This is a genomic window from Phycisphaera sp. (genome assembly GCA_025916675.1).
GTDB lineage: Bacteria > Planctomycetota > Phycisphaerae > Phycisphaerales > UBA1924 > JAHCJI01.
Genome location: CP098402.1, coordinates 2,163,209 through 2,178,526, shown reverse-complemented (window position 1 = coordinate 2,178,526; position 15,318 = coordinate 2,163,209). Strand labels below are relative to the sequence as shown.

Below are 15,318 nucleotides of genomic sequence, written 5' to 3'. Positions count from 1 at the left end.
TGTAAGATCATCCGAGTCTTGGAGATGTCATTGGCGGGCAGACGCGCATCGAACTTGCGATCAAAACCCAGGCCCCGTTGGCGCCGGTGGCCGATGGCGCTGCTCTCGATAGGCGTCGTGGCCGTGGCGTTTGCTAGTTTAGTCGCCTTCGAGATGGCGTTTGACCTGGGCGGCACCACCGGGCGTGGGGGTACGGTGGCCGGCTGGTGGCACCCGCGTGGCGGCCCGGGCAACGGTTCGCGGTCCGAACTCCTGCACTTTGCATTGCGTCGTTCTGGTGTCGGTCCACTGCTCGATACGACCGAATGGCAATTTCACCTCACCACGAACGATGCCCATGTCGCCAGACCCGACCCAGCGATGCTGACATGGGCACAGGCACAGATCCGTGCCGACTTTGCATCGGGTGACACCACGCACGGTTGGCCCGGAGACAAACTCGACCCCAGGCCTGTGGCCCTGGACCTGCTCTCGCGTGGCCAACTCACGGCCGTCATCGTCGATCGCCACGCCCGCATGTGGAACATTGTGTACATCGCGATACTCCTGATGGCGGCCCTGGCAGCGATCCACCTGCTCGCCTCGCTTGCCATGACCATCCACGACCGCGAGTTCAGCAAGGGACGGGTCGTGCCCGCGCTGTCACGCTTGCACGCCGCGATGTTGCTCTCTCTGTGCATCCTCTTGCCGGCGACCGGGTTGCTGTGCCTGTTCTGGTTCCAACTACCCGACCCGTGGTGGATGTTCGCGTTTGCGCCACTTGTAGTCCTCGTGGGCGTGTTGTCGGTGTGCCTGCCCACAATTGCCGGTCGCCTTCGGCGTGCAGCGAGGGCGCACAACCTGCTTTGCACCGCCTGTCTGTATGATTTGCGAGATCTGCCCGAGGCAGGTCGTTGCCCGGAATGCGGACGCTCGTACGAGCACTCAGCGACGATGCGGGATTGGACGGCGGTTCGTCACAACCGGCCGTAGTAGTCACCGCAACCCGGTGAAGCAAATGCTTACACGCTCGCCGCCTCCGCAAACCGATCCCGCACCGACTCCGTCCCCTTGCTCTCCCGCTCACTCACCAACGCCTCAACAAACTCACCAACCGGCAGCGCCCCGAGATCCTTCTGCACGCCTCGCGCACGGATCGAGACGGCGTTGTTCTCCTGGTCTCGCGGGCCGACGACGGCCAGGTAGGGGATGCGCAGCTCGGCGGCGTTCTTGATCTTCGCCTGGATGCGGCCGTCCGAGTCGTCCATGGTGGCGCGGATGCCCGCGGCCTTGAGGGCGGCGACGACCCCGAGCGCGTAGTCGTTGGTCTTCTCGCTGATGGGCAGCACGCGCACCTGCTCGGGGCTGAGCCACAGGGGGAACGCGCCGCCGAAGTGCTCGATGAGCACGCCGATGAAGCGCTCCATGCTGCCGAAGGGGGCGCGGTGGATCATCACCGGGCGGTGGGGCTTGTTGTCCTTGCCGATGTAGGTCAGCTCGAAGCGCTCGGGCAGGTTGTAGTCCACTTGGACGGTGCCGAGCTGCCACTCGCGGCCGATGACGTCGCGGACGACGAAGTCGATCTTGGGGCCGTAGAAGGCCGCCTCGCCGGGCTCCTCGGTAAAGGGCACACCCAGCGACTTGGCCGCCTCACGACAGGCCTCCTCGGCCTTGTCCCAGTTGGCCGCGTCGCCGGTGTACTTGCCGCTATCGGGGTCGCGCAGGCCCACGCGGACGCGGTAGTCCTCCATGCCCAGGGCGCCGAAGATGATCTTGACCAGCTCGAGGCAGCCCTGGACCTCCTCGCCCACCTGCTCGGGGGTGCAGAACAGGTGCGCATCGTCCTGGGTGAAGCCGCGCACGCGGGTCATGCCGTTGAGTTCGCCCGATTGCTCCCAGCGGTAGACGGTGCCGAACTCGGCCAGGCGCAGGGGCAGGTCGCGGTAGCTGTGCGGCTGGCTGTCGTAGATCTTGATGTGGTGCGGGCAGTTCATGGGCTTGAGCATGAAGCCCTCGATCTGGCCGACCTTGAGGTTGTTGCTGAGCTGCGCGCAGGTGCAGCCCTCCTCGCTCAGCTGGTGCATGTGCTCGCGGTCGACCAGCGGCGGGAACTGGCTGTCGGCGTAGTACGGAAAGTGGCCGCTGGTGCGGTAGAGGTCGAGCTTGCCGATGTGCGGGGTGAAGACCTCGTGGTAGCCCTGGCGGGTGAGCTCGGTGCCGATGAATTGCTGGAGCTCGTGCCGGATGACCGCGCCGGCTGGGGTCCAGAGCACGAGGCCCTGGCCCACGGTCTCGTCGATGTGGAATAGCCCCAGCTTCTTGCCCAGCACGCGGTGGTCGCGGGCCTTGGCTTGTTCGAGGCGATCGAGGTACTCGGCCAGGTCCTTCTTGCTGAAGAAGCTGGTGCCGTAGACGCGGGTGAGGCGGTCGCTGTTCTCGTCGCCGTGCCAGTAGCTGCTGGCGAGGCTCATGACCTTGAACGCGCCGATGCGGCCGGTGCTGGGCACGTGCGGGCCCCGGCACAGGTCCTCCCAGTCCTTGCCGGGCTCGCCGGTGGCGTAGAACGAGAGCTTGAGCGAGCCAGCCTCGTGCGCGCGATGGGCGTTGTCGAGCTTGTACTTGCTGCCCTCGCCCTTGAGCTTCTCTAGCCCATCGCTGTATTCCATGTCGTAGCGAGTGAAGGGCCGGTCTTCCTTCACGATCTTGGCCATCTCGGCCTCGATGGCCTCGAAGTCGCCTTCCCTCAATGGACGGTCCTCGGGGAAGGCGATGTCGTAGTAGAAGCCGGTGTCCAGCGGCGGGCCGTACACGAGCATGGCCCCGGGCACGACACGCTGGATGGCCTCGGCCATCACGTGAGCAGTCGAGTGCCGCAGCAGGTACATGGCCCCCTCGTCCGGCTTGCCATCGCGGGTCTTCTCGGTGAGCAGTGCCAGGTTGCAGTTGGCGACGATTGGGGCGTCCAGATCGGCCAGTTCGCCGTTGATGCGGGCCCCCACGGCGGCCTTGGCCAGCCGGGCGCCGATGTCCTGGGCGACCTGGAGGGGGGTGACCGGCCCGTCGAAGTCGCGGGTGGAGCCGTCGGGGAGGGTGATCTTGACTGGGTGGCTCATGGGATTGCTTCCGTGGGCTGGGGGCTCTTCGAATAAGGGTCAAGGGTAGGGGGTCGTTCAGGATTGCTGGCCAAACAAAAACCCGGCCATGCGGCCGGGCTCGGGGATCGTGTGTGGGCACGCCGAGACTAGCCGCGGGGGCGGGTTTCCGTAGTGGTCGTGGTTGTGGTGGTGGGGCGTGGCATGTGGGAGTATATCGGCCAGGTGGCGGCACGGCTGGAATGCGGGAGTGGCGGCCCCGTCCTTCCGAGCCGCGCTGCGTGAGCACGCCCACTCCATGGGGGGGTAATGGGTGCCACGGCTTGCCCGTCTTCGGCAAGCCGTGCTCCCCTCCGTACGCCCGCCCTAGGGGCTCTTACCCGCTCCTCCGCTCCCAGCGGGGGAGCTGTCGAGGTCTTCCGAGACTGAGGGGGTCTGGCGGCTTTACAGAGACTTACCAATCCCAAGATCCGAGACAGCTTGCCAGACTTGCTCCATCGCCTTTTCCTGGTTGGCGTAGAAGGCGCTCTCCCGGATTCGGCAGAATCGCATCCCCGCCCGCTCGAGTTGTCGCTGCCGGTGTACATCTTGGGCGTACTGCTCGGGTCCGTGCCAATGGTCGCCATCGCACTCGACCGCGAGACGCCTGAGTTTGCCGTCGACTTCCCCTTCGATCACGAGATCGATCTGGTACCGTGCGAGCTCGTACTGCGGCGTCACGCTGTAGCCGGTGTTGGCGATCCGCAGTGCGACATCGACCTCGAACCAACTATCGAAGGGGTGAGGTTGCGAACCCGGGTACCGGTCGCCCTTCACCGCGGCGCGATCAAGCTGCTCGACACTCACACCGGTCGACCTTTCGAAGGTTCCTCGGGGGTCTTGGAAGAAATCGAGAAGCCGCCGCCGCACGCAGTTGGGATTGAGGTCGTTGGGTGTGGCGGTGTGGAACAACCACATCTGGTCTTGAGCACGACTCGCGGCCACATTGAAGCGGCGTTTGTCGTCCTCCTTGGTCAACGCACCAATGCGTTCGTTCGGGGCCGCCACCATGCTCAGGAACATAACGTGACGTTCGTCGCCCTGGAAGGCGTAGGCGTCGCCGCACAGGATCCGGCGCTTCTCGATCTCTTCTGGACCCAGCCGATCGAGCAGCAGGTTCTCGATCATCGGGGCTTGGCCGGAACCCTGGAGCGTGATGACGCCCATGGTCTTGCCGCGGTACCGGGGATCGTTGCAACACTCCGCAATGGCATCGGCCAAAGCGACGGCTTCGGGCTTATTAACCACGCGCTGCCCCCTGCCCTCCCGATGGCCTTCGGGCACGCGCCGGCACACGAGGGGCTCCAAACTCGGGCGGTCCTGACGAAGCGGGATCAGCGGGCTCGCCGAATAACACAGGTCGTTGCTGAATCGGATAATCTCGGGCACGCACCGGAAGTGCTCTTTGAGCACGATGCTGTTGCCAAACCATCGGTTTGCCGCGTCGTAAAGGCTATTGCCCTTGCGGAACAGGTCCTTGTGAACCAGGAAGTCCAGGTGCTTGCGGATAAGCATCTCAACCACGTCGCCATCCATGAATCCAGCGGAAGGCGAGATCTGCTGGTCGTCCCCGACCACGATGACGCGCTTGGCCAGGTACGCGAGTACGAGGGCGTCCTGCGCACACTGCGAGGCCTCATCCACGATGGCCACGTCGAACATGCCCGCCTTGGGCTGGATGGACTCGTAAAGCCGGTGCAACGGCATGACCCATGCCGGGATGGCCTCCCGGCATGCTTCGAGATGACGCTGAGCGTCCCGGCGATACTTCTCGGCGTGCTTGCCGGTGCCTTTGCCAACCTTCTGAACCGCGTGCTTCCACCCCTTCAGGTGGCTGGCGTGCGCATCATTCATCGTCGTGAAGCACGACAGCCACGCCTTCTCCGCCGCCAGATTCTCCACGGCCTGCTCGATCCGCCGGCCCGTGTCCTTGTACCGACGCTCCAGTTCCTCCGAGTCATCCTGCTCAAGCAGGGCGCGCACCGCTTGGCGGCTGCACGCCCAAGCCCAGGCCTTGTCCAAATCCGCCAAGCGCTCGGGCCATCGGTCATCGTCTGGCTGCGCGTGGGCAGTATCGACGAGCCTTGGCAGCACCTCAGATAGTCCGCGTTCCAGACTCTTGCGCCGGGCCAGATCGGCCGATCTCTTCCACAGATCTTCGAGACTTGGACACATCGCGGCAAACCCGTGCGCATCACGCTGCTCGATGATGCGTCGCAGCTCCGTGTTGATGGGATGCGCGTTGGCATCGCCCTCACGCGGCAGCGCGCGGGCAGTGGCCCGCCACTGTTCTTCGAGACTGGACAGGTCCAGCCGGCTCAACGCGTACTGCGCCGAGGCCGCGAGCTCGGCGGCCGTCTGCGGATCGCTCCACGCCGGCATCGGCGATACGCCAGCGGCAAGGGCGCCTTGTTGCGACGGGCCGAGCAGCTCGAAGGCTTCCAGGATGGCCGCGAGCACCTCATTGTGTTCCTCGATCTCGGCGACCCGATCGGCCAGCAGGGGGTGCTCGGCGTGAGCCTTGCCCGCCCATAGCCGGCAGAGCCGCCGCACGGCCAATTCGGTCTCGGTTCGCTCGATCAGCAACCGGAGCCCCGCCGCATCCTCGCACGGACGCCCCGCGATGCGAACCGGCCGGATCAGCTTGGCCGCGTTCCGAACGGCTTTCGGTCTGCGCTTGAAGGGGCTCCATCCCAACCGCCCGCCGGCCTCCAGGTGCTCCACCAGGCGGGTTGCCTCGAATCGCATGGCCTCGGCGTCGAGGCTCTCGGGAGCACCGTGGACCTGCTTCTCATCCGCATCGCGTGCCCGTGCTCGTAGGCCATCGATCAACCTCGCCGAGCCGTCGAGCAGCTCGCGCCATGGCGTCTCATGCTCGCCCAGGACCTCGCGCACCGCCCGGTCGCTCCACGGGAGCTGCCGCGCGGTCGCCTGCTCGATCTTGGCCCGCAGGGCCTGGCTGGTGGTCGCGACGATCTCGACCGAGTCTCGCGGGGTGCGTCTGAGGGCCTCACCCCATCGCCCGGGCTCGCTCCAGTGCGCAGCCTCAGACTTTGCGTCCCGCTCGCGTCCGGCAAGGCTTGCGAAGTCCTGGGGCGAGGGAAGGTCATGGCGGCGAGGATACGACTGGGCCAGCTCTCGCTCATCGTCCGCCGAAATGCTGCGCAACAGGCCGAGAAATTCTCCAAGGTCATCGCGCACGATCGGATCAAAGCTCGCATCCTCTTCGGGCTCGTCCTCGAACCAGCCAAGCCGCGCCGCATCGGCCTCAATATCCCGCGTGATCCGGGCCAGCGTGCCCTTGTAGGCACCATCGCCGAAGCTGTGCTGGTAGGTCTCGCGCTCGCGGAGTTGGCGGAGGTCCGAGGCAAGCCCCGCCTGCTGGGCACGAAGCCCGTCGAGCGTCTGCTTCAGCTTCGCGATCGTCTTCGCGCTGTGCGCTTCGGTCCATTCCTCGCGCTTTCCCAGGATCCGGCCGACACACTCGCCGAGCGAACGCATCTCGTCACGCCCGCGTCCCATGAGGCCGACGCACAACGGGCGGATGGCTTCGGGCAGCTTGCCACCCTTCTCCCCATCACCGACGAGCACCTGAAGGGCGCGAGGCGTCTGAGCGGTGACGAGGACGCGCTGGCCGGTGGCCAGCAAGTGGCAGATGAGGTTGGCGATCGTGTGGCTCTTGCCTGTTCCGGGCGGTCCCTGAACGAGCACGCCGTGGGCGTGGCGCGCCTTGTGGACGATGGCCTCCTGGTCGTCGTTGGTCGGCAGCGGCATGTAGACCGGCTCGGGAAGGTCGACCACCGGCGATCGCTCATGGTCGTCATTTTCTGGAGCATCGACCGTTGCTTCGACGGCTAACTGGAGCAGGGGCGTGAGTGCTCCGGCTTCTTCCACATCGAGCGAGATGGCATCGAGCACCTTGAGCAGGTCGCGCGTCGATCGCTTGCGCAAGATTAGCGCCGGCGCGATGTGGACGCGCGGAGCGGCATTGGCCTGCCCCGGACGCTCCATTGCCCGCTCGTACTCGCCATCCTGGTGCAGGGCCCGGGCGGCCGACCGCAGCGCGTTCTCAATCGGGCCCAGTTCCCAGGGATCATCGTCGGCGATCAGTGCAGCGCCGCTCATGCGCTCTTGCAGGTCGGTCGGCCGCTGGTCGACGGGGACCATGTCGAGTTCCACACGAAGCTTCACCCCCTCGGACGCGGGCCGCAGGGTGAACACGCCCTTGTTGGGATCAAGCTCAAGTTCCACGTTGGCGCACAACAGATGCCGTCGCACCGGCTCACCCGATTCAGGTGCCCACGCGAGCAGGCCGAAGCCCATGACCAACTCGTAGGCCTCGCCCAGTCGTTCCTGGGCCTGATGGATCTCAAAGAACTTGCGGTAGATGCGGCGGTTGTGCAGCCAGGTCTGGATCCGATCGACCCATGGGCGCCACTGTTGCTCAAGATATGCTTGCCATGCCTCTGCGACGTCAGGATGGTCGGCGAGCGCAAGCTCGTGCGCATTTGCGTCGCTTGCGCCATCTTTTGAAACCGCCGGGCTGGCGAACAGCTTCGTCGGCTCCTCCCATTGCGTGATCTCGGCCGCGTCCTCGCGGATGGCGTCTGTTTCAGGTTGAGCCTCGGCGGGTACCAACACGCGATCGCGAAGAGTGGGCTCTTGCTCGTAGTCGTCCCACACCCCTTTAATCCACCGCTCGCAGACCTCGGGAGGGAGCGGCGCTGGGGGCTTGCGCTGGTTGACAACTTCCGCCCAGAATTCATCGCCGTGCGTCCAGAGCTCCCCCGGCACCCTGCACACACAACCCGGTGCGCCAGCGATGTCCTGGAGCCACACACAATGCTCGTAGGACTGCGTATCCCGGACGGACTTGATGCTCAGTTCGGTAATCTCACGAAGGAATCGCAAGAGCCCGAGGACTCGCTGCCTTACGTCGGTTGTCGGATTCGGAGCCGCCTCTGCTTGTTCCCCGTTTCGAATCTTGTCGGGCAAAGGTGGCGGTCCCGACCCGGTAGCTTCAGCAGGCGATGGATCGTCTTGCCCCTCCTGTACGGGTGACCATTCATTCGATTTTTTATTCTTGCCAAACCATGCCATTGCTAGAGGATAACCCCGTAAGGCATGTTATGGGTTCGAGCTGTTAACCAGACACCTTGTGCCCAGGGCCCCTGCCGGCGGCTCGTGACCCCACCTCACGACGGGGATTCGTTGAGCCAGAGACCCGAGAAGCCTCCCGCATCCCGTCCGATACCAGCCGCAATCCCAGGATAACCCCGCTCCAAACAGAGAACGAAGATTTTTTCTGGTCAATGTTCGCGTTAGCCGCCCTGGAGGGAGCGTCAGGAGGCCCCGAGCGCAGGACGTGCGCCTCGGATTGCCAGGACTCGCGCGAGGGCTGGCAATCGGCGCGAGGGTATTGGCGGCCCTCGCGCGAGTTTCGGCGGTCCGCGCGAGGGAACTGGCGGGCCGCGGGCGGGAAGCGCCGGCCCTCGCGCGAGCGCTGGCGATCGGCGCGAGGGTATTGGCGGCCCTCGCGCGAGTTTCGGCGGTCCGCGCGAGGGAACTGGCGGGCCGCGGGCGGGAAGCGCCGGCCCTCGCGCGAGCGCTGGCGATCGGCGCGAACCTCCTGCCGGCCCGCGCGATGGTGGCGGCAGGATTCACGGGAGGGCCGGCGCTCCGGGCGAGGGTGGTGGCGATCCGGGCCGCCCCCCCCCCCGCGCGGGGCCGGTCCGAGAAACGCCGGGGCCGGGTCACGACGCGGCCCCGGGCGCGTCGCGGCCCAACGTCCGAGAGCGCGGGGGCTCCCGGCCCCCCTCACTCCAGGTGCGCTTGCCCCACGTCCTCGCAGATCATCTCGCGCGGGGCCCAGACGGCGCGGAGGCGTTCGAGCGGCTGGCCCACCGGCTCGGCGGCGTCGTGGAAGGTGCTGTGGTGGATGGGCATGAGGCGGTTCGCCCCCATACGGCTGGCCATGCCGGCGGCCTGCTCGGGGGTGGCGTGGACGCGGTCCCAGGGCTCGTAGCTGTTGCCGATGCCAAGGATGGCGGTGTCGATGGGGTTCGTGTCGTCGGCGAGCGAATCGAACGCGTCGGTGTCGGCGGTGTCGCCGGCGAAGAGGAGCTTTCGTTGGTCGTCCTCGATCACGTAGGCGTTGTAGCCGCGGAAGCGGTCGATGAGGTAGCGGGCGCCCCAGTGCTTGCAGGGCCAGGCCGTCACGCCGAAGCCGTTCAGGTCCTCGGTCTCCTGCCAGCGGAGCTCGATCACGTTCTTGAAGCCGCGGCCGCGATCGGGCAGGAGTTTCCGAGTGTGCTTGGGCACGACGACGGTGGTGGTGGGGCTCACGAGCCGCTCCAGCGTCGGCTTGTGCCAGTGGTCCATGTGGGCGTGGGTGAGTACGAGCACGTCGATGGGCGGCAGGTCGTCGACGGTCGCGGGCAGGGCGATCGAGCGGCGGCGTCCGGTGGGCTTGCCTCGCAATCCAACTCCGGCGTGCTCGGCGAAGTGGGGGTCGGTCAATATTGTCTGGCCGCCGACGCGGAGCATGCTGGTGGCCTGGCCGAACCAGAAGGCCCCGAATTGGGCCGAGTCCCAGGCGTCGCGGTCGGGGAGCGAACCGGCGGGGGCCATGGGCTCGGCGGGGGATCGCAGGCCGGTCCGCTCGCCCACGCGCTCGGCGACGATGGGCCGCCATTGGCGGGCCAGGGCCCGGGCCACTCTCATGATGCCGCGTTTTGGGCCCGAGTTGGGATAGTCACCGGTCATCTCCGCCAAGCATAATCCCCTCTGGGACTCGTTTATTGGCGGTTTCCGGGGCAGCCGATCGGGAACCTCCCGCCCCCCGAACGCATAGGATGTAATCAAGACACGGACATTCGTGCTGGCCAGCCTTTCGCGTAGACCCGGGCAATCGATCCGGCGAGCGGGGGCGGCCCATCGGGAGCGGGTGATCCGTTTCGGAGACCATATCATGACCTCCACCGCTACGAACACCAGCACGAGCAAGGTCGTCGATCCGCTCGACCTGATCGACATCGACCACGTCCGCTTCTACGTCGGCAACGCCAAGCAGGCGGCCGTGTTCTACGCCCAGCTCTTCGGCTTCCAGGTCTCCCAGGTCGCCGACCTGACCACCGGCAGCCGCGAGACGGCCCAGTACCTGCTCACGCAGGGCAACATCCGCCTGCTGCTGACCACGCCGCTCACGCCCGATCACGCGATCAACGAGGAGTTGGTCAAGTTCGGCGACGGCGTGAAGGACGTGGCCCTGACGGTGGCCGACGCGACGGCCGCGTACGAGCAGGTGCTGCGCAACGGCGGCGAGAGCGCGTACGAGCCGTACACCCAGAGCGACGAGAACGGTTCGGTGACCATGGCCGGCGTGAAGGCCTATGGCCGGGCCGTGCACAGCTTCGTCAGCCGCGAGGGCGCGTACGCGCTGGACAAGGTCAAGAGCGGCGACGCGTTCGCCCCGGGCTTCCGCCAGTTCGGCGCGTTCTCGCTAAACGACTACAACAAGCAGCACCCCTGCGGCCTCAAGTTCGTCGACCACTGCGTGGGCAACGTCGAAGAGGGCAAGATGAACTACTGGGTGGACTGGTACGAGAAGGTCATGGGCTTCGCGATGTTCAAGCACTTTGATGACGCGGACATCTCCACCGAGTTCAGCGCGCTGATGAGCAAGGTGATGGCCAGCGGCAACAACCTCATCAAGATGCCCATCAACGAGCCCGCCCCGGGCAAGAAGAAGAGCCAGATCCTCGAATACCTCGAGTGGCACAGCATGGTGCCGGGCATCCAGCACCTGGCCCTGCGCACCGACGACGAGCTCAAGAGCGTGGCCGAGCTGCGCCGCCGCGGCGTCGATTTCCTGAGCCTGCCGGACACCTACTACGAGCTGGTCTGGGACCGCGTGAACAAGATGCTCACCGAGAACGGCCACGAGGCGGTCAAGGAAGACCACACGAAGGTCAAGGACCTTGGCATCCTGGTCGACGCCGACGACGAGGGGTACCTGCTCCAGTTGTTCACCAAGCCGCTGCAGGACCGCCCGACCCTGTTCTTCGAGATCATCAGCCGCCGGGGTTCACAGAGCTTCGGTAAGGGCAACTTCAAGGCGCTGTTCGAGGCGTTGGAGTTGGAGCAGGAGAAGCGGGGGAATCTGTAAGTTTTCTTCACGCTTTAACAAGTCGAACCCGTGAACGCACGACGAGAGGAAGCCACGCAGGCTTCCTTTTTATATTTGTGGCCCGTGCGTGCTCTGACGCCACTACGGTGAATGTGTTTCCCCGTGCATTGGGCCGTCGAGCCCTTGGCGATCAGCCTACCAGCTATGCTCTTATGCGAGCTTCACGACTTGCGGCCCTCGGGCACGCGTCGAATCACGCTCGCGGAAAGCCGGCATTATCCGCGCCGCATCGATTGGATTGCTCCGACCACGCCGACGCCCGCGCCCTTCTCTGAAGTGTGCGGGGGATCGTTCTGGGATGCGCACGTGGCGATGGGCCGACGTTCTTTGTACCAACCAACTCCGCCGCACGCGCGGCGAATTCACGACGCCGCACCCGCGGCGATACATCACCGCCGCACGCGCGGCGATCAACAAAGGAGTCTTCGCATGACCATCGAGAACAAGAACGAGCAGACCATGAAGCCCGACGCGTCGGCACCCAAGCCCGCCGAGAACAAGACCGGTGAGAACAAGCCCGGCGATAGCAAGCCCGGCCAGGGCGTCGGCGGCGACAAGCAGCCTAACCAGCAGCAAGGTCAGAAGCCCGCGACCACCAAGCCGTAGCGCAAGCGGGTGGGCCTGATCCCAAGGGCCCATCGACCGGGTGACTGAAGAGAGGAAGAGAGACTGTTCGGGGCGTGAGAGCGTCCTGGGCGGCATGGCGATCGCGAGTCCCGGGAGCGGGGGACACGGCGTAACATACGATGGCTTCGCAGGCATCAAGATTTACGCACGCATGTCCAACGACCGAGATCAAACAGCACGCATCGGTGGATCGGGACGCAGCGGCAAGGCCCTGTTCCAAGCCACCAAACCCTTTGGCGTCGAGTCGCCCGGTCGCACGTGGTGGTACGTGCTGTCGACGCTCGCGGCCATCGTGGTGGCGCTCGCGATGGCCGTGATATCGCCCTGGGTGCCCGTGCGGCTGACGGCATCGGTGCTGGGCGGGCTGCTACTGGTCCGCGGGTTCATCCTGTACCACGATTTCATCCACAAGGCCCTGCTGCGCAACTCGCGCTGGGGCAAGGTCATGTTCTACCCCGTGGGGATGCTGATGCTCACGCCGCCAACATACTGGCGGCACAGCCACAACTTCCATCACGGCAACGTTGGCAAGCCCCTGGAGCCCAAGACGGCCATCGACGCGGGCATCGTGGGCGCCACGATGGCTGGGGCGGGCATGGGCACCGACGAGCCAGAGGGCCACGCCGAGGCGAGGGGCGCCGAGTTGTTGCTGATTTCCGACCTAGGCTCGTTCCCGCTGATGTCCACCGAAGCGTGGCAGCGTGCGACGTTTCCCCAGCGTCTTCGCTACCGCGTCAAGCGGCACTGGGCGACCATCGCGCTGGCGTATGTCACGGTCTTCTTCTTTAGCCTGAGCCTGCTGCCCACGCTGCGCAACCCGCGTCGATACTGGGATGGGGCCATCGCCATCGTGCTGCACTTGGGCGTGCTCGCGGGGCTGTGGCTGCTGGGCGGATTCTGGGCGATGTTCTTCGGGCTCATGCTGCCCTTTGCCATCGCCTCGGCCATGGGCGCGTACCTCTTCTACGCCCAGCACAACTACGAGGGCATGCGCATCCTGCTGCCCGACCACTGGTCGTACTACCTCGGCGCCACCGAGTCGTCCAGCTACATGCGGTTGGGCAAGGTGATGCAGTGGTTTACCGGCAACATTGGCTACCACCACATCCACCACCTGAACCCCCTGATCCCCTTCTACCGCCTGCCCGAGGCGATGGCGGCCATCCCCGAGTTGCAGGACGCCGTGGCGACGTCGTTGCGCCCGCGCGACATCGTGGCCTGCCTACGGCTGAACCTGTGGGACCGCGAGCACGAGCGGCTGGTTCGGTACCGTGAGGCGCGGGCCTAAAATGTTTTTCATCCACCCCGCACGGCGGCGGGGCGGCAGGGGAACCCCATGGCCACAGCGACCACGGTCTCAACCACCACCCCAACAACTCCCGCACGGACGCCCCGTATCGGCCGCATGGCCTTCCTCCGCTGGCCCCTCATGGACTACCGCAACGCGGTCGACCTCGCCGAGCCCAACGAGGGGCTCACCGGGCACATCGGCAACGCGAAGTACAGCCTGCGGCTGCAACGCTACTGGTGGGCGGCCCGGGCCATCCAGGACGGTGCTCGGCAGGCCGCGAAGGAGGGCCGCGAGTATGTCGTGGTCGATCTTGGCTGCGAGCGTGGGTGGATGAAGCGGTTTACTGAGGGTGAAGAGGACGCCCCGACCAACATCCGTTGGATCGGCCTGGATGGCAACCTCGACCATCCCTCGCTCGAGGCCTCGCATTACGACGAGACGCACGCGTGCGACTTCCTTGCGGCGCTGCCCGTGCCGGACGACACCGCCGACGCGGTCGTGTGCCTGCACGTGTTCGAGCACCTCAAGGACGTCGAGGGCCCCGCGAAGGAAGTCGCCCGGATGCTCAAGCCCGGCGGCGTGTTCCTGGCGGGCACGCCGGTTGGCCCGACGCCGCTGGCGATCATGCGCACGAAGCAGCTCGTCGAGCGCGACCGCCAGGGGCGTAACCGCCACTGGGGGCACATCCGCAAGTTCTGCCCGGCCAGTTGGCGCACGCTGTGCCGGCACGCGGGGCTGGACATCGAGATGATGACCGGCTCGCACGCCATCCGCCAGACCAAGAGCCCGCTGGAGAACTTTGGCTGGTGGATCCGCCTGAACCAGCTCTGGGGCGTGCTCTTCCCGAGCCTGGGGCAAGAGGTGTACCTGGCCGCGCGCAAGCCGGCGGCGGGCGAGCATGTCGAGAAGCCCGGTTCTCTGGCGCGGTTCTGGGGGTATGCGGATTGGTCGCTGCCCGTCGCGGCTGTGCTGGTGCTGGTGGCTTTGCCGGTGGTGCTCGTCCTCAGCTGATCACGATCATCCGGTGACTGGGCCGCCCGTGCCGCGCATCCGCGTGTGCGGAGGTGCATCATGTCCGCCGCACTCGTCCTGACCGTCCTTCGCCTGCTCCCGCTTACGCTCACGGCCCACCCCGGCTCGGGGCTCGAGGTCGCCGCCGACGGCACGATGTACGTTGCCGACGTGGGTAGCGAGACGATCTGGCGGGTCGCACCCGATGGCTCGGTGTCGCCGCTGGTCACCAACAGCTGGACGCACGAGATGCAGTTGCTGGCCGACGGCACGCTGTTGTACGAACGCGAGCACACCGGGTATGAGCAGGCCCCCCAATCGCTCCGCACGATCGCGCCCGATGGCCAGAGGGCGGTGCTCATCCAACCGCCGCCCGATCGCGGCCGCTTCGGCTCCAACGCCTTCTGCCGCGGGCCCAACGGCGTGGTCACCTTCGCCCACACCGTCCGCGGCGAGGATGGCAAGTGGCGGGCGATCATTCGCCAGCGCGATGCCGACGACCACGACGGCTCGCGCGTGCGCACCGTTGCCGGGGCGACAGAGGGTGGGTTGTACCTCGACGGCCCGGCGATGGAGGCGACCTTCCGAATGATCGTCGACATGCGGCTGCTGGCCGACGGCACCATCGTGCTGCTCGACCGCGACCGCGTGCGCCGGATGACGCCGACAGAGGATGGCTCCTTCACTGTGACGACTCAGGGCCCCAGCCTCATCGACGCCAAGCCCGCCGACCCGCCCACGCGCGGCGGGCCCGAGACCACGTGGAACCGCTTGTACGGGCTGGCGGTCGACGCGGAGGGCAACGCCCTGGTCGCCTACAACGCCGGTCGCCGCGTCCTGCGCATCGCGCCCGATGGCACGCTCACGACGCTGCACACCAGCGACGACGATTGGGCGCCGGTGGGGGTAGCTATAGGGCCGAGCGGCCGCGTGCATATCAGCGAGATCAGCGATCGGGGTGGGCGGATCCGGGTGGCGCGGGTGGAGAACGGCGAGGCGAGCGTCGTGGCGTCGATCCCGGCGGTGTGAGGATTGGCAATCAGAATTCCGCGAATGGCAGCCGATGAGGTTGCACTGGCGGGCTCACTCGC

Annotated in this window: 9 protein-coding genes; 6 read left to right on the top strand and 3 right to left on the bottom strand. The window is 66.2% G+C overall.

The window, feature by feature from the left end; translation table 11 throughout:
- Positions 1-93 precede the first annotated feature (93 nt).
- On the top strand, positions 94-972 hold the full coding sequence (locus NCW75_09360; GenBank protein ID UYV11507.1) for a hypothetical protein: 879 nt from the start codon (positions 94-96) through the stop codon (positions 970-972).
- Positions 973-1,001: 29 nt separating this feature from the next.
- On the opposite strand, the gene thrS is transcribed toward NCW75_09360, so the two are convergent.
- From thrS to NCW75_09345, 3 genes are all read right to left on the bottom strand, one after another.
- Positions 1,002-3,092, bottom strand: coding sequence for a threonine--tRNA ligase (thrS, locus tag NCW75_09355; GenBank protein UYV11506.1), 2,091 nt, complete (start codon positions 3,090-3,092; stop codon positions 1,002-1,004).
- Positions 3,093-3,515: 423 nt separating this feature from the next.
- Complete coding sequence (locus NCW75_09350; GenBank protein UYV11505.1) at positions 3,516-8,021, bottom strand: AAA domain-containing protein; 4,506 nt, start codon at positions 8,019-8,021, stop codon at positions 3,516-3,518.
- A 906-nt stretch (positions 8,022-8,927) separates the two neighbouring features.
- On the bottom strand, positions 8,928-9,875 hold the full coding sequence (locus NCW75_09345; protein ID UYV11504.1) for an MBL fold metallo-hydrolase: 948 nt from the start codon (positions 9,873-9,875) through the stop codon (positions 8,928-8,930).
- A gap of 205 nt (positions 9,876-10,080) precedes the next feature.
- Between NCW75_09345 and hppD the strand changes: the two genes are divergently transcribed.
- The 5 genes from hppD (at position 10,081) to NCW75_09320 (ending at position 15,256) form a co-directional block, all read left to right on the top strand.
- Positions 10,081-11,277, top strand: coding sequence for a 4-hydroxyphenylpyruvate dioxygenase (gene hppD, locus NCW75_09340; protein ID UYV11503.1), 1,197 nt, complete (start codon positions 10,081-10,083; stop codon positions 11,275-11,277).
- A 450-nt stretch (positions 11,278-11,727) separates the two neighbouring features.
- Positions 11,728-11,904, top strand: coding sequence for a hypothetical protein (locus NCW75_09335; GenBank protein ID UYV11502.1), 177 nt, complete (start codon positions 11,728-11,730; stop codon positions 11,902-11,904).
- 172 nt (positions 11,905-12,076) lie between these two features.
- Positions 12,077-13,213 carry a fatty acid desaturase gene (locus tag NCW75_09330; protein UYV11501.1) on the top strand — a complete coding sequence of 379 codons (1,137 nt, stop codon included), beginning with the start codon at positions 12,077-12,079 and terminating at the stop codon, positions 13,211-13,213.
- Between the two features lie 48 nt (positions 13,214-13,261).
- Entirely contained in the window at positions 13,262-14,227 is a 966-nt protein-coding gene (locus NCW75_09325) for a class I SAM-dependent methyltransferase (GenBank protein ID UYV11500.1), read from the top strand.
- 60 nt (positions 14,228-14,287) lie between these two features.
- Entirely contained in the window at positions 14,288-15,256 is a 969-nt protein-coding gene (locus NCW75_09320; GenBank protein UYV11499.1) for a hypothetical protein, read from the top strand.
- Positions 15,257-15,318 lie beyond the last annotated feature (62 nt).

Coding starts and splice junctions, on each gene's coding strand:
- NCW75_09345 (UYV11504.1), bottom strand. CDS start 9,875: ATGACCGGTGACTATCCCAACTCGGGCCCAAAACGCGGCATCATGAGA.
- thrS (UYV11506.1), bottom strand. CDS start 3,092: ATGAGCCACCCAGTCAAGATCACCCTCCCCGACGGCTCCACCCGCGAC.
- NCW75_09320 (UYV11499.1), top strand. CDS start 14,288: ATGTCCGCCGCACTCGTCCTGACCGTCCTTCGCCTGCTCCCGCTTACG.
- NCW75_09325 (UYV11500.1), top strand. CDS start 13,262: ATGGCCACAGCGACCACGGTCTCAACCACCACCCCAACAACTCCCGCA.
- NCW75_09330 (UYV11501.1), top strand. CDS start 12,077: ATGTCCAACGACCGAGATCAAACAGCACGCATCGGTGGATCGGGACGC.
- hppD (UYV11503.1), top strand. CDS start 10,081: ATGACCTCCACCGCTACGAACACCAGCACGAGCAAGGTCGTCGATCCG.
- NCW75_09360 (UYV11507.1), top strand. CDS start 94: ATGGCGCTGCTCTCGATAGGCGTCGTGGCCGTGGCGTTTGCTAGTTTA.
- NCW75_09335 (UYV11502.1), top strand. CDS start 11,728: ATGACCATCGAGAACAAGAACGAGCAGACCATGAAGCCCGACGCGTCG.